Annotated in this window: 16 protein-coding genes and 1 pseudogene; 8 read left to right on the forward strand and 9 right to left on the reverse strand. The window is 37.5% G+C overall.

Going from position 1 to position 22,582, the window contains the following annotated elements; genetic code table 11:
• Positions 1–3 precede the first annotated feature (3 nt).
• The 4 genes from AC0L6O_RS20595 to AC0L6O_RS20610 are packed head-to-tail and all read left to right on the forward strand — an operon-like array spanning position 4 to position 8,160.
• Positions 4–2,376, forward strand: a complete 2,373-nt coding sequence (locus tag AC0L6O_RS20595; RefSeq protein ID WP_473305052.1) for a GAF domain-containing protein — start codon at positions 4–6, stop codon at positions 2,374–2,376.
• Positions 2,373–3,536, forward strand: a complete 1,164-nt coding sequence (locus AC0L6O_RS20600; protein WP_473305053.1) for a Pycsar system effector family protein — start codon at positions 2,373–2,375, stop codon at positions 3,534–3,536. The genes AC0L6O_RS20595 and AC0L6O_RS20600 overlap by 4 nt, the downstream gene beginning before the upstream one ends.
• On the forward strand, positions 3,533–4,375 hold the full coding sequence (locus AC0L6O_RS20605) for an SdiA-regulated domain-containing protein (RefSeq protein WP_473305054.1): 843 nt from the start codon (positions 3,533–3,535) through the stop codon (positions 4,373–4,375). Before AC0L6O_RS20600 ends, AC0L6O_RS20605 begins: the two co-directional genes overlap by 4 nt.
• A gap of 11 nt (positions 4,376–4,386) precedes the next feature.
• The gene (locus tag AC0L6O_RS20610) at positions 4,387–8,160 is read left to right on the forward strand and encodes a metallophosphoesterase (RefSeq protein ID WP_473305055.1); all 3,774 of its coding nucleotides are present in this window, start codon (positions 4,387–4,389) and stop codon (positions 8,158–8,160) included.
• Between the two features lie 20 nt (positions 8,161–8,180).
• Here the strand turns inward: AC0L6O_RS20610 and AC0L6O_RS20615 are convergent, their stop codons facing one another.
• Entirely contained in the window at positions 8,181–9,155 is a 975-nt protein-coding gene (locus AC0L6O_RS20615; RefSeq protein WP_473305057.1) for a hypothetical protein, read from the reverse strand.
• A 323-nt stretch (positions 9,156–9,478) separates the two neighbouring features.
• A complete protein-coding gene (locus tag AC0L6O_RS20620; RefSeq protein ID WP_473305058.1) occupies positions 9,479–10,561 on the reverse strand; it encodes a glycoside hydrolase family 43 protein in 1,083 nt (360 codons plus the stop codon).
• Positions 10,562–10,678: 117 nt separating this feature from the next.
• Here AC0L6O_RS20620 and AC0L6O_RS20625 point away from each other — a divergent pair, with 117 nt between their 5' ends.
• Together AC0L6O_RS20625 and AC0L6O_RS20630 are read left to right on the forward strand one after the other, a co-directional pair.
• Positions 10,679–11,062, forward strand: coding sequence for an RNA recognition motif domain-containing protein (locus AC0L6O_RS20625; RefSeq protein WP_473305059.1), 384 nt, complete (start codon positions 10,679–10,681; stop codon positions 11,060–11,062).
• A gap of 56 nt (positions 11,063–11,118) precedes the next feature.
• Entirely contained in the window at positions 11,119–13,506 is a 2,388-nt protein-coding gene (locus tag AC0L6O_RS20630; RefSeq protein ID WP_473305060.1) for a penicillin acylase family protein, read from the forward strand.
• Here the strand turns inward: AC0L6O_RS20630 and AC0L6O_RS20635 are convergent, their stop codons facing one another.
• Complete coding sequence (locus AC0L6O_RS20635) at positions 13,507–14,244, reverse strand: NYN domain-containing protein (protein ID WP_473305061.1); 738 nt, start codon at positions 14,242–14,244, stop codon at positions 13,507–13,509.
• A 111-nt stretch (positions 14,245–14,355) separates the two neighbouring features.
• Between AC0L6O_RS20635 and AC0L6O_RS20640 the strand changes: the two genes are divergently transcribed.
• Complete coding sequence (locus AC0L6O_RS20640; RefSeq protein WP_473305062.1) at positions 14,356–15,567, forward strand: AGE family epimerase/isomerase; 1,212 nt, start codon at positions 14,356–14,358, stop codon at positions 15,565–15,567.
• Positions 15,568–15,591: 24 nt separating this feature from the next.
• Positions 15,592–18,819, forward strand: coding sequence for a VCBS repeat-containing protein (locus AC0L6O_RS20645; protein ID WP_473305063.1), 3,228 nt, complete (start codon positions 15,592–15,594; stop codon positions 18,817–18,819).
• On the opposite strand, the gene AC0L6O_RS20650 is transcribed toward AC0L6O_RS20645, so the two are convergent.
• The 6 genes and pseudogenes from AC0L6O_RS20650 to AC0L6O_RS20675 all read right to left on the reverse strand — a co-directional run bounded on the left by AC0L6O_RS20650 (position 18,788) and on the right by AC0L6O_RS20675 (position 22,544).
• Positions 18,788–19,177, reverse strand: coding sequence for a hypothetical protein (locus tag AC0L6O_RS20650; RefSeq protein WP_473305064.1), 390 nt, complete (start codon positions 19,175–19,177; stop codon positions 18,788–18,790). The genes AC0L6O_RS20645 and AC0L6O_RS20650 overlap by 32 nt on opposite strands.
• 4 nt (positions 19,178–19,181) lie before the next feature.
• A pseudogene (locus AC0L6O_RS20655) lies at positions 19,182–19,442 on the reverse strand (hypothetical protein); the annotation flags it as partial.
• Positions 19,443–19,454: 12 nt separating this feature from the next.
• Positions 19,455–19,721: a tail fiber domain-containing protein gene (locus AC0L6O_RS20660; RefSeq protein ID WP_473305065.1), complete on the reverse strand. Its 267-nt coding sequence runs from the start codon at positions 19,719–19,721 to the stop codon at positions 19,455–19,457.
• A gap of 246 nt (positions 19,722–19,967) precedes the next feature.
• Positions 19,968–20,273, reverse strand: coding sequence for a hypothetical protein (locus tag AC0L6O_RS20665; protein ID WP_473305067.1), 306 nt, complete (start codon positions 20,271–20,273; stop codon positions 19,968–19,970).
• Between the two features lie 275 nt (positions 20,274–20,548).
• The gene (locus AC0L6O_RS20670) at positions 20,549–20,938 is read right to left on the reverse strand and encodes a hypothetical protein (RefSeq protein WP_473305068.1); all 390 of its coding nucleotides are present in this window, start codon (positions 20,936–20,938) and stop codon (positions 20,549–20,551) included.
• Positions 20,939–20,942: 4 nt separating this feature from the next.
• Positions 20,943–22,544, reverse strand: a complete 1,602-nt coding sequence (locus AC0L6O_RS20675) for a tail fiber domain-containing protein (protein WP_473305069.1) — start codon at positions 22,542–22,544, stop codon at positions 20,943–20,945.
• Between the last annotated feature and the right edge of the window lie 38 nt (positions 22,545–22,582).

Consider the following 22,582-nt stretch of genomic DNA (forward strand, 5'->3'; position numbering starts at 1 on the left):
CTGATGAAAAGCATATTACTTGACGTTTCAAAGGATTCTCATATTGGATTTAAGGATTTGGAAACCCATATTTCCATAGCTCCTCTAATTTCGTTTGTTAAAGAGAGGATGCAAAATGTACGTTCCGTCAATAAAAAATATTTTGAAAACCTCCTTTATAAACTGGAGCATGAGTTTGACCTGAAAGGTAACATAGCACTTGCCGATACTTCAAATTACGAAAACCTCTTTGAAGAAATATACAATTTCTTAGTACCTCCCGCTTCTGACGAATCTCAGGTCTATTTAGCACTTAGTGCTCCTATAAAACCTACTTTCTTTTACGGAACTGACGCTTTCTATGACTTACTTTTCAAAGAAGGAACAGACTGCATGAATCATGAAGCCATAGAAGAGTATGCACCTTCCCAAAAAAAGGAAATTATTCAGATATACTCTTTTATTTTAGAGAAGCTTTATGGTTTTCCGCCGCACCCTGCCCGAAGCATAATTATTAGTGTTAAAGCCGCTAATTCCATTCTTAAGAAATACTATAAACTAGATATTGATAATACTTATGTAAACGTAAGTCCGAAGGGAGAGCTTCCTGAATTTGATTTAAATGTGGTAAGAGAATCGTGGCAAAAAGATTTTGACATCAATTCTATTTTAGAGCTTTTACCCCTGTCTCATTTTAAATTTGAAGGGTTTTCTGTCATAAAACTGGAAGACATCACTATCAGTCAAACGGTGGAACACATGAAGAGCCTAATTATAGAAAGGGCTTCATATTCAGACAGTGCTTATCATCAAGAAATTGTCAATTCATTGAAAAGCCTTACAGGCGACTCTGAACTACACTTTGATTTGGTTCCGCTTTTGAAGGTAAATGACGAGGTTGTTTTAAATCCAGATAACCTCTGTAACAGCCAACTATTCCGACATACCTTCAATGGTGATACGGAAAAAAACACATACATCAATTTTTGTAAGGAGTACTTCAAAAACCCTAGTATGATTTTTAAGCCATCTTTAGAAATGGCTTCTTGTGGCGAAAATCAATTTGACTTAAAACTTCTTAAAAGTGAATTTAAGTCTTTAGCAATAGTTCCGGTCGTTTCAAAAAAAGAGGTGATTGGGATATTGATATGCTACTCAAAAAATGAAAACGCTATTAATGAAGTAGTCATGGGACAGCTTCACACGGCTATTTCTGTTATTGCCCAAAGTCTAGAGCATGACATTGAAGAATTTCATCATAAAATAGAAAACATCATACGAGAGAAATATACCTTCTTACAGGAAGCCGTGGAGTGGAAATTTAAAGAAGCTGCCCTTCATTACATGGATGAGCGGCTAAACAGCTCTTTAATAAAGAAAGTAGAAACGGTATCTTTTAAAGATGTTTATCCTTTATATGGTGCCATAGATGTCAGAAACTCCACCATTGAAAGAAATAACGCTCAGCATACAGATTTCACTTTTCAATTTGCTGCACTTCTAAAGACACTCAAATTTATCCAGCAACATTTCAATCATGATTTAACAGATAAATTAACAGCTCGCAGCGAAAAGTTTCAGGAACGAATAATCAAAAATGAATATGGCGGAGACGAACTTAAAATTCAAAACTTTTTAGACGCAGATATTCACTCGTACTTAAATGAAGTAAAGATTAAATTTACCAATTCTGAAGGCCTAGAACTTATTGAAAAGTATCTAAGCCTAAGTGAAGAGTCTGGTGAAGGACACGTGCATAGAAGAGGTTTTGAAAACGACATGCAAACCATAAACTCTACTGTAAACAGATACCTAGAAAACAGCAAAGGAAAACTACAAGAGTACTTCCCTACCTATTTTGAGAAATTCAGAACAGATGGTGTAGAGTATGATATTTACATAGGTCAATCCATTGAACCCAAAAAGACTTTCGAAAAAGCTTATTTGAATAAAATAAGAAAATGGCAACTAATCTCCATGGCAGAAATAGCCATTTTAAACGAAGCATTGCTTCCAATGCTTTCTTTACCGTTAAGAACTACGCAGCTAATTTTTATTAATCCTGGCTCTATAGACATTAGCTTTAGAGAAGATGAAAGAAGGTTTGATGTAGAAGGGGCTTATAATATCAGGTATGAAGTTATCAAAAAGCGAATAGACAAGGTTAAATTAAAAGGGAAAGACGAAAGACTTACTCAACCCGGTAAAATAGCTTTGGTATATTTTGACACCCAAACTGCCAATGAATATATTCCGTACATTAAAGACTTACAGGCACAAGGTTTGCTCCTAGATGACTTAGAGCTTTTAGAACTAGAGCACCTTCAGGGTGTTAATGGTTTAAAGGCATTACGTGTTGGCATAAATTTAAATTCTGAAACAAACATAGTTCAATGAATTATCAGCAAATACTAGACGATATAGAAAACTATGTGAGCGAATTAATAAAGACTCACGCCGATGACCATTTAATTTATCATGGCCTCAAACACACCCAAATGGTGGTTTCTAATGCAAAACTCCTTGCTGGTTATTATACTTTAAATGAAAGAGACACTTTTATAGTATTAGCTTCTGCATGGTTTCATGATACGGGTTACTGCAATGGTACCAATGTAGAGCATGAAAAAAGAGGTGTAGACTTTACCGTTCATTTTTTGAACAAATATGCTATTAAAAAGGCTACTTTGGATGAAATAGCGGAATGTATCAAAGCCACCACTATTCCTCAAAACCCACAAAACCTTCTTCAAGAAATCATTTGTGATGCCGACCTTTTCCATTTCGGAACAGAAGATTTTGAGCAGTTTAATGAAAGTATGAAGCTGGAAACTGAACACGCTTCTGGTGAGAAAATTTCAAATAAAAAATGGAAGAAAAGTAGCATTGAACTCTTAGAAAAACACTCCTTTCATACATCTTACGGTAAAACTATTTTGGACAAACAAAAAAAGAAGAACATTTCAAAGCTCAAGAAAAAATCAAAAAAGAAAGAAGTGCCTGCTCAGAAAAGACCCGACAGAGGTATAGAAACCATGTTTAGAATAAGCTCAAACAATCACCAAAGACTGAGCGATATGGCAGACAATAAGGCACATATCATGATTACCACCACTTCCATTATACTCTCGGTGGTGCTTACCATTTTATTTAGAGAAATGGATGCAAATCAGTATCTGCTTATACCAAATTTCATATTAACCTCGGTATGTGTGGTGACCATGGTTTTCTCCATTTTAGCTACCAGGCCAACTATTCCAAATGGTATTTTCTCTAAAGAGGATTTGACAGAAAAGAGAGTCAATCTTCTGTTTTTTGGAAACTTTTACAAAATGCCATACGAAGACTACTCTAGAGGCATGTTAAGCCTTATGGAAGATAGAGACTACTTATATGGCTCGCTCACAAAAGACATTTACTCCCAAGGAGTGGTTTTAGGGCGAAAATATAGGCTTCTCAGAATAGCGTATAACATCTTTATGTTTGGTGTAGTGGTATCCGTTTTAGCCTTTATTACCATGGCTATCATTCAAGAAAAATCGCTCGGACAGGTATGAAAAAACGTTTTACTTTGAATAATTTATTTTCAGCTTTTGGGCTCTTTATGATAGTTCAAGCTTGCTCACCCTCATCATCATCTGCCACACTAAGCAGTTCTGATTTCCCTTATAGTCTTGACAAGCCTGAAGTTTTTCATTTACCATTAAGTCTTTTAGAAATATCAGGAATTGCATTCAATAATGGAGATGCCAAAACCACCTATGTTATTCAAGATGAAAAAGGTGCGATTTACCAACTCAATAAAGAAAAAATTAGGCACGAAACCCAGTTTATCAAAAATGGGGATTACGAAGATTTAAGCATCCTGAACAATCAAATTTATGTTTTAGAAAGTAGCGGAAAAGTATTTACCACAGCTTTAAGCGAAATGGTAAATAAAGAAACCTCCGCCACCAGTAAAGTAGACATAAAGCTTCCAAAGGGCGAATATGAGTCTCTTTATGCTGATTCAGAAACCGAATCGCTGTTTATACTTTGTAAAAAGTGTGATAAAAAAAATAGCATTTTAGGTTTCCAATACGACTTAAAGAGTCAAGACAAAAAGCCTGAAACTTTCGAAATAAAAACAAAGAGCTTTTCAAAAAAAGGCTTTGCTCCCTCTGCCTTAGCCAGAAATCCAATAGACAAAGACTGGTATGTAATTTCTGCCATTAATGAGAGCCTTCTAGTTTTTGATGCTGACTGGAATTTCAAAGAAAGTATTGAGCTAAAAAAAGGTACTTTCAGGCAACCTGAAGGCATAGCATTTGACCAAGCGGGGCACCTTTATATCTCTAGTGAGGGAGATGATTTTACTAAAGGTAAAATACTGAAGTTCTCACGAATCACAGACTAGCAAGCCCATTCATGAATTTAAGCATCAACAAACTAGCTTTCCTTTTCTTATTGTCTTTTTGCTCCTCGTGTGCCACCTATAAGACGCAGTATGCTCAGGAAACAGAAAATTGGCAGGAAGCAAAACCTGCAGATTCGCTTAGCATTACTCACAGCATGTATCTGATTGGCGATGCTGGAAACTCCACGCCGTCACATAGGTCGCCTGTTATTAATTTTCTGGAAGAGGCTTTAAAAAAGGAATCAGAAAACAGCTCTATCATCTTTTTGGGAGATAATATTTACCAAGAAGGTATGCCATCAAAAGAAGATGTGGACGCCAGAGCAGATGCTCAATATCGATTAGAAGAGCAACTCAAAATGCTTGACAATTTTAAAGGCAGGCCTATTGTTCTTCCAGGAAATCATGATTGGCGAATTGACGGCGTAAAAGGCCTAAAAAGACAAAGCAAGTACGTTCAAAAATACCTCAATAAAGGGAAAGAGAAAGACGATTACGAAGACTATTTTTTACCAATAGATGGCTGCTCCGGCCCAGAAGTGGTAGAGCTAAACGAAGAGATAGTAGTCATAGTGGTAGACTCGCAGTGGTGGCTTGCCGACTGGGATAATGACCCAGAAATAAATGACGACTGCTCCATCAAAAACAGAGAGAATTTTAAATTCGTTTTTGAAAACGTTATTAGAAAATATAGGAATAAGAATATCGTGATAGCCATGCACCATCCGCTTTACACGTATGGCCCGCATGGCGGTAGGTTTACCGCAAAACAGCATATCTTTCCACTAACAGAAATGAAACCTAAGCTCTTTGTGCCTATTCCCGTAATTGGCAGTTTAAGTGCCATAGTGAGAGGAACCATAGGTTCTAGGCAAGACGTAGCTAACAAAAACTATAAAGACCTCCGCTCGGCACTTTTAGCAGGTGTAGGTAAAAACGGAAACTTCATTTTTGCCAGTGGTCATGAGCATGCTCTACAGCATATTGAAAATAATGGTCAAAAATTTATTGTAAGCGGTAGTGGTTCTAAAAGCAGTCCTGTGGCTATGGGAAAAGGTTCTGAATTTGCCACATCTGAAATGGGCTATAGCAAACTAGACTTTTATGCAGGTGGAGAAACTTGGGTCAATTATTATACAGTAAATGACAAAGGAACAGAAGCAAAACTGGTTTACCGCAAAAAAATAAAAGACGCCAAAACCCAAGAAGACGAAAATATTTTAAGCGATTTTTCAGAACATGAAAGCCTGCTAGACTCTGCCAAGCATAAACTGACTAAAAACGAAATAGTACCTGTAGGCAAAGCACATGATTTCTTACTGGGAAAACATAACAGAGACCTATATCTAGAAAGCTATAATTTCCCTGTTTTAGACCTGTCAACTATTCAGGGTGGACTTACTCCCGTAAAGTTAGGAGGAGGAAATCAAACAAACTCCTTACGTTTTGATGCTCCTAGCGAAAGACAATATGTTCTTCGGAATTTGACAAAAGACGTTACCCGCTTTTTGCCATTTCCTTTTAATAAGATGAGTGCTGCCAAATTCATTGTGGAAGATAATTTTCTATCTACCAATCCCTTTGCACCGCTTTCTATGCCGGCATTGGCAGATGCGATAAACGTTTACCATACTAACCCAAAACTGTATTACGTACCTAAACAGCCAAATTTAGATGCTTATAATGACATCTTTGGGGAATCGATGAACCTCTTTGAAGAAAGACCTAAAGGTAAACACTGGAAAGATGCAGACTTCTTCGGGAATCCAGACAAAATCATCAATACGCCTGATTTAATGGAGGCCATTCTGGAAAACAATAAAGACAGAGTAGATGAAAAATGGATGCTTAGAACTAGGCTTTTCGACTTCTTAATAGGCGACTGGGACAGACATGACGACCAGTGGGCATGGGCTGCCATAAAACAGGACAAAGGAGAAACCATTTACAGACCCATACCAAAAGACAGAGACCAAGCTTTCTCTTTATATGATGGAGCTGCAGCAAATTTGGCTCGACTCACCGCTCCTTTTTTAAGACAGTTACAGAGTTTTGACCCAGAAATAAAAAGCATGAAATGGACCACCTGGAGTGCACGTTTGGTAGACAGAACTTTCTTAAACGGTCTCAGCTGGGAAGACTGGGAAGAGCAAGTTCTTTTCATTCAAGAAAACTTAACAGATGAGGATATTGAAAGGTCTTTTGACAACTGGCCTCCTAAAGCCAAAGAAATTTCTGTTGAAAGAATTTCTAAGAGCATAAAAACAAGAAGAGCTGATTTAATGAAAATTGCGAGAGCACATTATGAATTTGTCAGTAAATCTGTCAATGTAATTGGCTCTGAAAAAGAAGAACGTTTTGAAGTAAAAAAACTAGATAAAAACAATACCGAAGTAACAGTATTTGACCTTGATAAAGATGGCGAAAAAAGGAAAGTAATTTATCACCGAATTTTCGATAGTAGCATTACCAAATATGTAAACCTTTATGGAAACGGCGATAAAGACGAATTCATTTTTGAAGGCGAAGCCGACAATAAACTAAAAATAAGGTTTATAGGTGGTGATGGTAAAGACACTTTCAAAGACCTATCTACCGCCACTACTGGTAAAAAGAGGATAGCTATTTATGATGATTTTAAAAAGGATAAACTGAAGAGTGCCAGCACATTTAAAGATAAAAGAACCAATATTTTTAGATATAATGTGTATGACAGAAGAAATAACGACAGCAATTATGACATAGCTATGGTGCTGCCCGTATTAGGCTTTAACCCTGACGACGGTTTATTGCTGGGTGGAAGTGTTAACTATACCAAATACGGTTTCAAAAAAGAACCCTTCGCTTCTGTGCAAGACCTAAAAGTCAAATACGCCTTTCAGACCAAATCACTGAGTGTAGATTACAAAGGTGACTTTGTCGATACTTTTGGCGAATGGGATTTTTACCTCGAATCGTTTTTACGTGGTCCTAGCTATGCCTTCAATTTTGCCGGTATAGGAAACAATACCCTAAGACCAGACGACGACGAAAACTATTATAGAGTAAGACAGGGAGCACTTCACATTTACCCAGCCATAAAGAAAAGATTTGCTCATAACAGTGCTTACTTCAGTATTGGCCCATTTGCCGAACGCTTAAATTTACAAGCGACACCAGGACGATTTTTGGTGGAGAATACCGTCGATAAACAAGTTTTTGAAAGTAAGAATTTTGTAGGTTCTAAGTTCTTATTCAGTTTTAATAGCGTTGATAATTTTATAGCTCCGCATAATGGAATCATCTTTAATTCTGAACTGAAATGGTCTCATCAAACCAATAATGCTAAAAACTTTGGTTCTATAAATGCCAGTCTTAGCTTTTTTAGAGCTTTAGACAGCAAAGAGAAACTGATTTTAGCTACGCAGTTTGGTACAGGAATTAATATTGGAGACGGATTTGAGTTTTATCAAATGCCTTTTATTGGCGGCAAACAAGGTTTGCGAGGATACAGGTCTGAAAGGTTTTATGGAAAGTATAGTTTCTGGCAATCCACCGATTTAAGATATAAACTCAAGAGTAATTATAACCCATTAGTCCCTATCACGTATGGCATTTTTGGAAGTTTTGACCATGGCAGAGTTTGGTTACCATCAGAACAGTCTGAAAGCTGGCATTATAGTTATGGTGGAGGCGTTTGGCTTGCCCCAGTAGATGCTCTAACCTTTACCCTCGGGCTATATTTACCAAAAGAAAAGGAAGAAGAAAAACCCCGACTTGCGGTGAAGGCGGGGTTCTCATTCTAAAATTAGGGTGCGAATTAATTTTATTTTCTAGTAGCGGTCATGCTAAACATTTCCATTAGAGAGCCTTTGGCTTGATTGGCATCTTCTTCTTTAAGATAGAAAGTTAAATCATAATCCATTAATGTAAAACTTCCGGAGATAGTATTGTCTTGCAGTTCTACAGATGTCATTTCATATTCGGTGCCATCCTGAGGGTCGGTAAAGTAACCTGCTATGCCAGCTTCACCTTCTTCAAATCTCATGGGAATGGTAACGTCCCCATTAGGTGTACCCACTATCAGCACATCCCAAGAGCTTAGGAAATAATCTTCTGCCGATACAGCTTCTTCTATCACTCTGACAGCCTTTGCCTCAAACATATCCATTAATGAACCAGTCATATTATTTTCCGACTCCTTTTTTAAGCTTATGGTGACATCATAACCTACTATATAAAAAGCCATAGAGAGCGTTTCATCTTTAATCTCAGCAGAATCCATTTCCTCTTCTTCTCCATTTTCAGGATTAGTGAAATAACCAGAGACGGTATCGCCATTCTTCTCAAACCTCATTGGTATTTGAACATCACCTTCAGGGGTTCCTTCTACAAAAACATTCCAAGAACCCATAAAATATGCATCAGCGTCAACCATTCTTGTGGCCTCAGCTTCAAACATTTCCATCAAAGAACCTTTCATGGTGTTATCTGTTTCTTTGGCCAACGTCATGGTTACGTCATAACCGGCTACATAAAAAGCTAATAATAAATTCTTACCTTCTATCTCAGCCGAATCCATTGACTCTTCTTCACCACTTTCTGGATTGACAAAATATCCTGAAATATCATCTCCATTCTTTTCAAATCGCATCGGTAATTCGGCATCTCCATTTGGAGTTCCTTTTACCAGAACCTTCCAGTCTCCCAAAAAGTAATCCTGACCTTCTTGTGCTAAGGCACCAGAAAAGAAAACACATGTTAAAGCCACAGCGGCCAATAAGTTTTTAAAATTTCTCATTTCAATAAGTATAAGTTTGTTTGATAAATGTAATTACTAGTTCCTCCATAGAAATCTAGATCCAGACCGAATACTTTAGCAAAATGATAAAAAAATGAGCAATCACCTAATAGGAACTTACCTTCTCTATTTCATTACTGTCAAAAGCAATTGCGTATTTAGCACAAAAAAAGAGGTCACCAAAACTGGTAACCTCTTAGTCGGGGTGACAGCCTGCCTGTCGGCAGACAGGGATTTAAGTAACACCTAGTTCTGCGAGCCACACCCCGAATTTTGGGACAAAAATAAATTGGTATTAAATTATTTCAAACAATTTTGAACTCTTACCTATAAGGGTCAATAGTCTTAATAGAGCCATCTTCGTTATAATGAAGCTCTGTCACTTTCACATTTCTCAAGTGATTCTGACCTGAAATTTGTGTGTCATGATAAAACAAATACCACTTTCCTTTAAACTCTACTATGGAGTGATGGTTAGTCCAGCCCTGTACAGGATTTAACACCACACCTTGGTATGTAAATGGGCCGTAAGGATTATCGCCGGTAGCATAAACTATCTTGTGCGTATCGCCGGTAGAGTAACTTAAATAGTACGTGCCTTTATATTTATGCACCCATGCTGCTTCAAAAAACCTTTCGTCTGTTTCGCCAGATTTGAAAAGTTCACCATCTGCATTTAAGATTTTAATATCTCTAGGCTCTTCCGCTAATGTTTTCATATCAGCACCAAGCTTAGCCATTTTAGGCAATAATGCCGGCTCATCAGGAGCGGGTTGCTCTTCAGATTTCACAAGTTTACCTGTCTTATAGTACTGCAACTGACCTCCCCATATACCACCATAGTATAAATAGTAAGACCCATCAGTATCTTCAAAAACTGCTGGGTCCATACTAATGGTACCTTCAATAGGCGTAGGCTCTGCCGTAAAAGGGCCAGTAGGCGAATCACTTTCTGCTACACCAATATGAAAAATATCTTCTTTGTCTTTTACAGGGAAGTATAAATAATATTTGCCATCCTTTTGAGCTGCATCAGGAGCCCACATTTGTCTACCTGCCCATGGCACATCGTCTATATCTAAAGCCACCCCGTGGTCAGTTACCTCACCACCTATTTCATCCATAGACAAAACTCGGTAATCTCTCATGGCATACTGCGTTCCCAAGTCATCATTAGGAATTCCAGCATCAATGTCGTGTGAAGGATAAACATATATTTTCCCATTAAAAACATGAGCAGACGGGTCTGCCGTAAAAATATCGGAAACTAAGGGTTGTGAAATAGGTTGTAATTCATTAGGCTCCTCTTCTACTTTAGTTGTTTCTTTATCAGAGGTCTGTGTTCCGCAGGCTGTTAAAAGGGCTGCCAAAGTTAACAAGGTCAAATTTGTCCTTTTCAATGTCATTTTTTTATATTTAGGTTTACGCAATGGACTTCAAAAATAATTGAATTTTACCAGTTCCAAAGTATTCGGAAAAGAATTGGACAGAAACAGATACCTTTGTGTCAAAGAAAAAAATATATGGACATTCACGTAAGTAACCTCCCTTTCAAATTAACAGAAGAAGAACTAAAAGCATTGTTTGAAAAACATGGCGAAGTAGAAGCTGTCAATATCATTAAAAATCACAAAACCAGACAAAACAAAGGTTTTGGTTTTGTTAAAATGCCGAATAAAGCAGAAGCCGGTACAGCCATATATAAGTTAAATGGCTTTACGGTTATGGACAGAAAACTTAAAGTTTCTGAATCTGCAACCAAAGAGGAGCCTGAAAAGAAAGCTTATAATTGGAAAGCTAACATCAAGAAAAAAACTAGCGTAGTAAGTTTTGATGGTCAACCTAAAAGACCTGTTAAAGGAAAACACAAGAAAAGAAGAGGACACGGAAGAGGAACCACCTATTGATGGTTTCATTTTAACCTTAATTGGTTAAATTGGGTCAAATTACAAGACCCTCATCAATGAAAAAATTCCTTTTAGGCCTATGTCTCATAGTGCTCCTTACGCTTACTGCAGCATATTTATACCTAAATCATCTTAAGCCCTCCTACTCAGGAACTGTAAATTTACCAGAGCTTTCTGCCGAAGTAGAAGTACTTTATGATGATTTCGCCGTCCCACACATTTACGCAGAAAACGAGGAAGACCTTTTCTACACCTTTGGTTATGTTCATGCTCAAGATAGGCTCTTCCAAATGGAACTACTTAAACGCGTTTCTTCAGGAAGACTTGCAGAGGTTTTTGGGCCAGAAGCCCTAGAAACAGACGTATTTTTTAGAACCCTAAGTTTTGAAAAACACGCCAAATGGACCTTAGCAGAAAGAGACCCGAATGCTCCTTTTATGAAAGCCGCTGCCGCATACGTCAAAGGCATAAATCAATACATTCACCATGGAAAAACACCTATAGAATTTACCCTTTCAGGTATCCCTAAAGAGGATTTCACGCTGGAAGACATGGAAAAAATAGCAGGTTTCTTAGGTTATACTTTTGAAGCAGCTTTTCAAACAGAAGCTGTCATGACTTACATTGATGCCAAATTTGGCAAGGAATACACCAAAGACTTTGACCAAAACTGGCCTGACGAGGAGTATAAAATACCTGTTGACAATAAAGCCATTGCCCTAGCTAAAAATTTGGCTCTTATAGAGCAAAAGCTTTCTAAAATTGACGAAAAATTAGATTTCAAACCATTTCATGGCTCAAACGGTTGGGTAATTTCGGGTAGCAAAACCAAATCAGGAAAACCGATTTTATCAAACGACACACATATGGCGTTTTCTCAACCTAGTGTATGGTATGAGGCACATTTAGAGTGTCCTACTTTTAAGGTTTATGGTAATTTTATAGCGGGCACGCCAGTTCCCGCTTTAGGTCACACCTATGTTGGCGGTTGGGGATTAACCATGTTTGAAAATGACGAAGCCGACTTCTATAGCGAAACCTTAAATCCAGAAAACAATAACCAAGTACGTTATAAAGACACTTGGGTTGATTTAGAATCAAGAGAAGAAAAAATAAATATCAAAGGAGGTTCTGACACCACTATCTACGTTAAAAAATCACCTCACGGATATATCCTAAATGGAGCTTTTGAGGACTTGGATGACACCGCAGAGCCTATTGCTCTTCAGTGGGTTTATCATGAATTTCCATCAAAACACATGGAAGTTTTCTATAACCTTTGCAAGGCAAAAGATGCTACCGATGCCAGAGCCGCTGTAGAGCCACTTACCGCACCCGGACTTAACTTTATGTGGGCAGACACCAGCGGAAATATAGCCTGGTGGGCAGCAGGAAAACTACCTATAAGACCGGCTCATGTAAATCCTTATTACATTCTAGATGGTAGCACAGGAAATGACGACTGGCAAGGCTATGCCGATTTTGACCTAAACCCTCAAACGCTTAACCCCGAACGGGGCTTTCTTTATACGGCAAATAATCAGCCTGACGACATGGGCAATGGTTTGGTGCCTGGTTATTACGTTCCGTCAAATCGTGCCAAGCGAATTGAACAACTTTTAGATACCGACAAAACAGACTGGACCGAGGACTCTATGCGAGATATTATTAATGATATCACATCGCCCACTTATTCGGATATTATAGATTCTCTAATCCAAAACCTTGACCAAACGGTCTTAAACCCTAAGGCCAAAAGCCTGCTTAGTAAACTAGGCAACTGGGATGGAAAGCACACTCTTGAAAGTACAGAACCCACCATCTTTTACCGCTGGATCTTTGAATTTTATCAAGTAGCCATGAGAGACGAATTGGGCGAACATTTCTACCCTTCTTTTGAACGCAGTCATGTATTTAAAAAGAGTATGAAAACCTTCTTTGAAAACGAGAATTCGCCATGGTGGGATAACATAAACACCCCTAAAAAAGAAAAAAGGGATGCTTTAATTAGCGAAGCTTTGAATAAAACTGTTGTCTTTCTAGAGAATCAATTGGGCGACAACCCAGAGGACTGGAAATGGGAGAAAGTACATTCCATAGAGCATCCGCATGCCATGGGCAAAGTAGAGGCACTAAGACAATACTTTAATGTGGGTCCGTTTCCTGCACCAGGAGGCAGAGAAACTATAAACAATATGGCTTTTGCTATGGACAGTACAGGTCTGTATAAAGTGACTGCAGGCCCTGCTCTCCGCAGGATTATTGATTTTAGCACGCCACAAAAAGGATATAGCGTTTTACCTACCGGTCAAAGTGGCTATTTCATGAGTAAACATTATGACGACCAAGCCCAGCTCTTTGTTAAAGGAGGTAAAAGAGCTGAACTCATGGCAAGGCCAGACATTGAAAATGTAATGATTGGGAGGTTGGTTTTTAAGCCATAACTAGCCTTTAATCTTAACATAAATAAGCTTAAACCTTCCTTTTTGATTTTCACGGTTTTCTATTTCAAAACCATTGATAGACTTAATCATGGGCGTAAGTTTCTGAAAACCGAAGTTTCTAGAGTCAAAGTTTGGCATCTTTTTCTGAAGCAAACTACCTACATCACCTAAGAAAGCCCAACCATCATCATCAGCTAAGTCTGATATGGTGGCGGCTATAAGGCTAATCACCTTAGGGGTAATCTTATCCACCTCATTTTTCTTAATGACTTTCTTCTCTTCAGATTCTGACGTCTCTTCTTCAGTTTCCTTTTTAAGAATCTCTAGGTAGATAAACTTATCGCAAGCCACTATAAATGGACTTGGTGTTTTCTTTTCGCCAATACCATAAACCTGCATGCCTGCCTCTCTAAGCCTTGTCGCTAGTCTCGTGAAATCGCTATCGCTCGAAACCAGACAAAATCCATTCACCTTTTCAGAATAAAGGATATCCATGGCGTCAATAATCATGGCAGAATCCGTGGCGTTTTTCCCAGTGGTATAGCCGTACTGCTGAATTGGCGTAATCGCGTTTTCAAGCAAAAGATTTTTCCATTTTGTGAGATGCGGCTTGGTCCAGTCTCCGTAAATCCTTTTGATAGTAGGGTTACCATATTTGGCTATTTCCTCCATCATTTCTTTGATATAAGCGGAAGGGATATTATCCCCATCTATTAATACCGCAAGTTTTAAATCCATTTTATTCATAATTAATACCGTCAATATAACGTATTTCAATCAAAGAGATTCCACCAAGCCCTCAAAACACATTTCCTTTTCTTAAATTGCTTCACATTCAACCCTAAAAAAATGGCATTATCAAAACAGTCTTTTAAAACGGAAGTAAAAGAGGAATTTTTCAGTATTCTTGATTTCTGGGCAAAACATTCCGTTGACCAGAAAAATGGTGGATTTTACGGCACTATTGATGCCAATAATCAAGCTAAAGAAACGGAGAAATCAGTGGTAGCCACTGCTAGAATATTATGGAGTTTTAGCACCGCAATTCATTTTATAAAAAACACACCAAGCCTATTACATTACCGTCATTTGCTACCCAGCTATGAAAAACTTTCTCAAAGAGCTTTTGACAGCTTAAATGATAACTTTTGGGATAATGAAAACGGCGGAACCTACTGGACTGTCAATGCCAAAGGCGAAAAAGAAAACGGAAAAAAACTGATGTACGGTCATAGTTTTTATGTCTATGGAATGAGCGAATATTACAGGGCCACAGGTTATAAACCTGCTCTAGAAATGGCTCAAAAGTGCTTTAATACCATCATTAACCATTCTTATGATGGCAAAGAAGGCGGTTATATAGAGGCTTATAATGAAGATTGGTCTGAAACAGACGACTATATTCTTTCTAAAGGTATTTCTAGAAAATCGATGAACACGCACCTACATTTATTAGAGTGCTTCGCAAATCTGTACCGTGTTGACAAGTCCGAAGAAGTACATTTTCATTTAAAGCATTGTCTTCAAATAATGCTTGACCGCATCATTGGTGAAGGAAACACCAGAATGACCTTGTTCTTTTCCGAAGACTGGACGCCACAATCGAAAGTCATTTCTTATGGGCACGACATTGAAGCTAGTTGGCTAATTTTAGAAGCGGCCGAAATCCTTGGAGACGAACACCTTATAGAAAGATGTAAAAAAGTCTGCCTTCCAATGGCCAGAGATTCCGCCGACGGACTCCAAGAAGACAATGGAATGATATACGAAGTTGACCCTGAAACAGGGCATGGGAATTTTTCACGAGATTGGTGGGTGATGGCAGAAGCCATGGTAGGTTTTTATAATGCCTATCAAATGAGCGGTAAGGTTAATTATTTAGAAAAATCGGAAAACTGCTGGACTTTTATTAACGACTACCTCATTGACCATGAAAATGGCGAATGGTATGGCGGAGTAAACGACAAACACAAAATCACAAATGGCTCAAAAGGTAATCCTTGGAAAGCTCCTTATCATAATGCCCGTGCATGCATGGAGATTTACAAGCGGATTTCTTAGCTTTGGGAATACCAATACCTAGCCTTGAAAAAACTCCTAATACTCTTTGCTTCATTTATTCTTTTCTCCTGTTCAGAGCAAGAGAGCCAGCTTTTTGTACAAGTAAACGCTGAACAAAGCAATATTCACTTTTCAAACAATGTAGTTGAAAATGAAAAATACAATGTTTACGACTACCATAACCTTTATAATGGTGGAGGCATAGCCGCTTTTGATGCTAATAATGATGGACTTATTGACCTCTATTTTACTGGCAATCAAGTCCATGACAAACTCTATTTAAATAAAGGAAATTTTGTTTTTGAGGATATTACGCAGCAAGCTGGAATTATTCAAAAAGGCTGGTCTACTGGAGTCACCATAACAGATATCAATGGTGATGGTCTACTCGATTTATATGTTTCTAAAGCAGGAAATGAGTCAGAAGAAAATCTAAAAAACCTGCTTTATGTAAATCAAGGGGACCTAACATTTAAAGAAGAAGCTGAAGAAAGAGGAATAGCCGACACTTCGCTTTCTACCCAGGCTGCTTTTTTTGATTATGATAAAGATGGCGACCTCGACCTATATATTTTAACTACGTCTAACCTCATCCGTAACCCAAACTTACTCCGAAAAAAAGACCAATACGGAAATTATGCTTTAGACAAACTATATAAGAATGACGGTACTGGTCATTTTCAAGAAGCCGGACTTGAAAGTGGCATAAATGCCAATAATCATGGACTAGGTTTGGCGATTGCTGATATAAATGGAGACGGCTGGGAAGACATATTAGCTTCCAGCGATTTCTTGCCAAATGATGCTTTATACATCAATAATCAGGATGGCACTTTCACTAACAAGGCAGCTGAATACTTGCCTTATCAAAGTCGTTTCTCGATGGGAAATGACATTGCTGATATCAATAATGATGGATTACTAGACATGGTCACGGTAGACATGCTACCACCCGACAATGAGCAGCAAAAGAAAATGCTGATGACCTCTTACCATGTTTTTGAAACAGAGCAAACTTTAGGATATCAGAAAGAATTCACCAGAAATATGCTTTTCCAAAATGCCGGCAATGACGCAAAAGGTGAAACCTATTTTAATGAAATAGGTCAATACAGTGGTATTCATGCCACAGACTGGTCTTGGGCTCCCTTGATTCTTGATTTTGATAATGACGGACTGAAAGACCTTTACATTTCAAATGGCTATATGAGAGATGTTACCAATTCTGACAACATCTCTTACAATATCAGCTTTGCTCAAAAAACAGAGTCCGTCGAAGAGATGAGAGACTTTATGAATCAGAACGCTCTGAATTCGCCAAAACTTCAAAGAAAAAATCAGTTTTTCAAAAATGAAAAGGACTTCAACTTCTCAAAAAAAGAAGAGCAATGGATAAAGCAAACAGAAGGCTTTTCTAACGGAGCTATTTTTGCCGACTTAGATAACGATGGTGACTTAGATTATGTGGTCAATAACATCAATGAAAAAGCTCATGTTTTTAGAAATGATTCAAAAAACAACTTTGTGATTGTTGATGTAAAAAACAACAATCAGCTTGCCCTGAATCATGGCCTCAAAATTAAAGCGTACGCAAACGGCACTTGCCAAACATATACCAACGCCGTTACCAGAGGCTACCTCTCCTCCATGTTTACACCCATAAACATTGGCTTAGGAAAAGAAAAGAAGCTAGATTCTTTAAGAATTATTTGGCCAAATAATCAAAGCCAGCTTTTTGAAAGCATAGATGCTAATCAAACCATCATAGCTGATATAGATAAAACAAAGGCATATTCGTTTAAAGTTGAAAGCCAAGCCGCCTTATTTACAGAAACAGTATTTGACTATAAGCACACAGAATCTCGCTTTATCGATTTTTATCGCGAGAATTTATTATTGAAAAAATACTCCCAACCTGGACCAGTCTTAGTTTCAGGAGACATTGACAATGATAATTTGGATGATGTCTTTATTGGAGGAAATACAGAAACGCCAGCGTTCATTTTCAAACAAACAGCTGATGGTGCTTTCTCTAAAACAGCTTTACACAAGAATCAAACTTGGGAAGATGCCGCTGCACTATTTTTAGACATCAATAATGATGGTTACTTAGACCTTTATACGGCAAGTGGTAGTAATGAATTTCCATTAAATTCGGGAAGCTATCAAGACCACATTTATCTTAACAATACTGCGAAAGGTTTTGAATCAGCAGACATACTCCCTAAGGGGGATTACCCTGCGGCTGCAGCTTGCTTAATAGATATTGACAATGATGGACATAAAGATATTTTCAGAGCAGGAGGCATACTTCCTGGCTCTTTTCCTGATGTGGGAGATTCTTACATTCTTAAAAGTGCCAATACAAAGTTTCAGAAACTTGAACTTGGACGTTTAGGTTTGGTTTCAGACGCAAAAGCCATTGATTTCAATAAGGATGGCTGGGAAGACTTGATAATAGTAGGCGAATACATGGCTCCTACCCTTTTCATAAACCAAAAAGGTAAACTAGTAAAAAGCGATATTCTTGGAAACCAGAAAGGTTTATGGAATAGTATTCAAATAGCAGATTTAGACAATGACGGTTTTGACGACTTAGTTTTAGGAAACAAAGGAGTCAATTTCCGATACCCGTTTGATAAAGAAAACCCATTAGAATATCATGAACTCGACCTTACAGAAACGGGTAAAACAGAAAAGATTCAAACCTACTTTCAAAATGGAAACCGTGTAATTATCCCTGCAAGAGACGAGCTTATTAGAGAATATCCGTATTTAAGAAGCCTTTTCCCAGACTATAATTCTTACGCCATTTATAAGCCTACAAGCTTAACATCTGAAAACACTAAGCTATCTGCCAACTTTATGAAAAGTGTAATTCTTTGGAACAAAGGCGGTAAAAATGTTGAGATTCAAGAATTACCCAAAGAAGCTCAACAGTTCACTATTAAATCTATTTTGTTAATAGATATTGACAAAGACGGCAAAAAGGATTTACTATTAGCCGGAAACGATTTTGAGGCAGAGCCTATCAACTCAGGCTATACAGAAGGAAGTAAAAGCTGCCTAATTTTAAATAAGGGAGAACGTAAGTTTCAATACCTAGCCAACAGCCAATCTGGAATATGGCTTAAAGGTTCAGTATCTAATATGCTGCTGCTTAAAACAAAAAATAGCAGCCAAATATTGGCTGCTATTAACAATGAAAACATGAAAACTTTTATTCCGAATAAAAAGACTGACTCTTTATAAAGGTTCCATCCGTCAGGTACATACCTGCATTAAAGCCAGAAAAACCTATCTCTTTAATGTCTACCACTACACTTCCATTATTACCAGTGAAAGTTATGGTCTTTAACTCTTCATCCTTTTTGGGATGAAATAAAACCAACTTACCTCCTGATTTCCCAAAAGGCAATGAGTATTCAATCAAAATCGAGGAAGAAGAACTCTTCTCTTTGCTTTGTCTTAAATATATATCTGATTCCACTGAAGAAACCACAACTGCTGGCTTAGCCCCTATAGGGCGTCCATTTTCATCTTCTGTAGCTTGCTGAGCAAAAGAAACCATGCCAGCCAAGCAAAAAACTAGTGTAAAAATATATTTCATGATATTAACGTTTTGCGTTTTTGTTAGTATTCTCCAAGGAGCTCAAACGAGCCTCTAACACTTCGAATTTCTCTGATTGTAAACTCAATTGAGCTTGTTGCTCAGCAATAATACTTTGCTGCTCCTTAAATCCTTGAATCAAAATTGGGATAAGGGAATTATAGTCCACCGTTTTGTAAAAGTCTCCTTGACCAAGGTCTTTAGACGTTACTAGTTCAGGTAATATTTTTTCTAAGTCCTGAGCTACTACACCAAATTGCTTTCTATCAGAGAAACCTTACTTCTTAATAATGTCTTCTCTATAAAAATAAGACTTAGGATAAACCTTCATTAATACATTAGTAGCATCAGTTAAAGAAACAATGTTTTGCTTTAATTGCTCATCAGAAGGAGCAGATGCTCCTGGAAGGATGGCATTCTTTACATAAACACCAGTTTCTTGGATATATAATGAGCTTGATGGTGACCCAGGCTTTATTCTAAAAGGGAATGTACTTCCATTAGTAACATCTCTAATAAAAAAGTTATCTTCGTTTCCTGCCATATCCCAAGTTTGAGGAGTAAAGCCTGAAGAACCATCTTGTTCTATCCTTAGCGTTGGGCTATCTCCTCCTACCGTATGTAATTCAACGACTGGATTAGCCGTATTAATTCCAACATCTCCATCAGCCTCTACATAAAGTGCATTTGTTCTAGCTCCAGCTTCAATGGTAAAAGGTGTTTTTCCGCCCGTTACGTCATCAATAGAAAATTTATTAAGCCCGCCATTACTGGTATCATTAAAAGTTATTTACCAATCGTTGCTTGGGAAACTTGCAGAATTACTGGTGTCTTCAGCTTTGATTCGTAAAATATTTTCCTTTAATCGAATGGCATCCAAACCGAAACTTTCACCAGTTACACAGTCTATACCTATGCAGGCATTACCTTGAACTATCAAATCATCCGCAATAACATTATCTGCAACCGCCTTCGCCTCAGTTACCATACTATTTATCTGTTTCAACTCTACGTCATCCCTTTTTTTGCTAATCTGGGCCTGCATAAAGAAGCTTGCAAATAGCAAAGAGAGAAGAATTCTAATTCTTGTTTTCATGTCATTATTATTTCGTTAAAACTTATTACTATCTGTGTACCTTTTAGTAAAAACGGACTCTTCAAAAGAGCAAACCCTTAGCTCATTTGTATAACTTTCCCCAGTTTGAATCATTAAATTTAAATACAAGTTTCTGCTAAGTCTAAAAGGTTTTATTTTACGGTAAATGATATAAATCTATAACAGCTAAAGAGAAGTGGTATAATTTCAAACATATAAAACAAAAAATAGCAGCCAAATATTGGCTGCTATTAACAATGAGAACATAAAGGCTTTTATTCCGAATAAAAGGACTGACTCTTTATAAAGGTTCCATCCGTCAGGTACATACCTGCATTAAAGCCTGAAAAACCTATTTCCTTAATATCCACAACCGTACTTCCGTTGTTACCCGTAAAGTTTATAGTCTTCAATTCCTTATCTTCTTTTGGATGAAATAAAACCAACTTACCTCCTGATTTCCCAAAAGGCAATGAGTATTCAATCAAAATCGAGGAAGAAGAACTCTTCTCTTTGCTTTGTCTTAAATATATGTCTGATTCCTCCGAAGAAACCACAGCTGAAGGCTTAGCTCCTATAGGGCGTCCATTTTCATCTTCTGAAGCTTGCTGAGCAAAAGAAACCATGCCAGCCAAGCAAAAAACTAGTGTAAAAATATATTTCATGATATTAACGTTTTGCGTTTTTGTTTTTTGAATTTAACTGAGCCTCTAAAGCATTTAATCTACTGTCTAAAGCGGCATAATTAGACACTTGACCTTCTAGTTCGTCTATTCTAAGCTTTTGCTCTTTTAGTGCTTGTACTAATACAGGGATTAAAGCATTATAATTAACACTTTTGAAGTTATTCCCTGACTTTGTTTCAAATTCCTTAACAAGATCTGGAAGGTACTTCTCCACGTCTTGTGCAATAAGTCCAAACTGCTTAGTTTCTGGTAAACCCAATTCTTCAGTAAATTCCTTCTTATAAAAGAACGTTTTAGGATATAAATTCATCACTACCGATGTAGCGTCAGAAAGTGGATTTATATCACTTTTAATCCTAGCATCAGAAGGACCATAAATAGAGCCAGGCATTACAGAACCCTTAACATAGATATCTTTTCCAAAATAACTTACATCATCAAAATTGCTATTTCCGCTTACATACAAAGCTGGAAACGGGCTTTCTTCAGAACCCAAGACTTTACCTGAGCCATCTTCAACAGAATTCACTCCACCTGCCGTAGCAGTCACAGTTCCGGTAACAACAAGATTACCTTCTATCCTTGTGTTACCAATTACTTGTAACTTGTTTGAAGCATTTGGAATACCTATTCCCACATTACCAGAAGAGTTAATGCTTAAGAAAGGTGTACCTGAAAAACTTCTGAAATTATGAAAAGCTGCATCATAATAATTATAACCTAATTCATTGTAATCAACTATTAGTTGAGCCTTGTTGCCACTCGCCCTTAAATTTGTACCACCCGCTGAATTTCCTTTTATTTCTAACCTAGCTGTTGGTGTTGATGTTGCTATACCTACACTTGTATCTGATTTAACGATAAACCTCTTGTTAACATCAAGTAGTCCACCTGGACTTGCAGTTCCTAAACCAATATCTCCATCCGTATCAATATATAAACTATTCGTAGGAGCCGTTGGCCTAATTCTAAATGGCAACTTACTTCCATTAGTCACATCACGAACGAAAAAATTCGTCTCATTACCAGCCATATCCCAAGTTTGCGGAGTAAACCCAGAAGACCCATCTTGTTCAAGCCTAAGTGTTGGAGAATCACCGTTTTTACTATGTATCTCAACAACCGGCGTAGAGGTACCAAAACCGACCCTACCACCATCATCTACATATAACGAATGTGAAGGTGCTCCAGCTTCTATTGTAAAAGGAGTTCTTCCTCCATCAATATCATCAATAGAAAACTTATTTGCTCCTCCATTTGAAGTATCATTAAAAGTAATTTGCCAATCATTTGTCGGGAAGCTAGCGGAATTACTGGTGTCCTGAGCTTTAATTCTTAAATTGTTTTCTTTCAATCTAAAAGTATCAAAACCAAAACTTTCTCCATTTACGCAATCAAAGCCGACACAGGCACTTCCTTGAACCACTAAATCAGTGACAATTACTTGAGCCGTTACCGCTTTGGCTTCGGTGACCATACTATTTATCTGTTTCAACTCTACATCATCCCTTTTTTTGCTAATTTGAGCCTGCATAAAGAAGCTGGCAAACAGCAGGGAGAACAGTATTCTAATTCTTGCTTTCATGTCTTTTATGATTTATGTTAAAATTGTTTTTTAAAAAT

This window comes from Arcticibacterium sp. GJ41-1 (genome assembly GCF_055808875.1).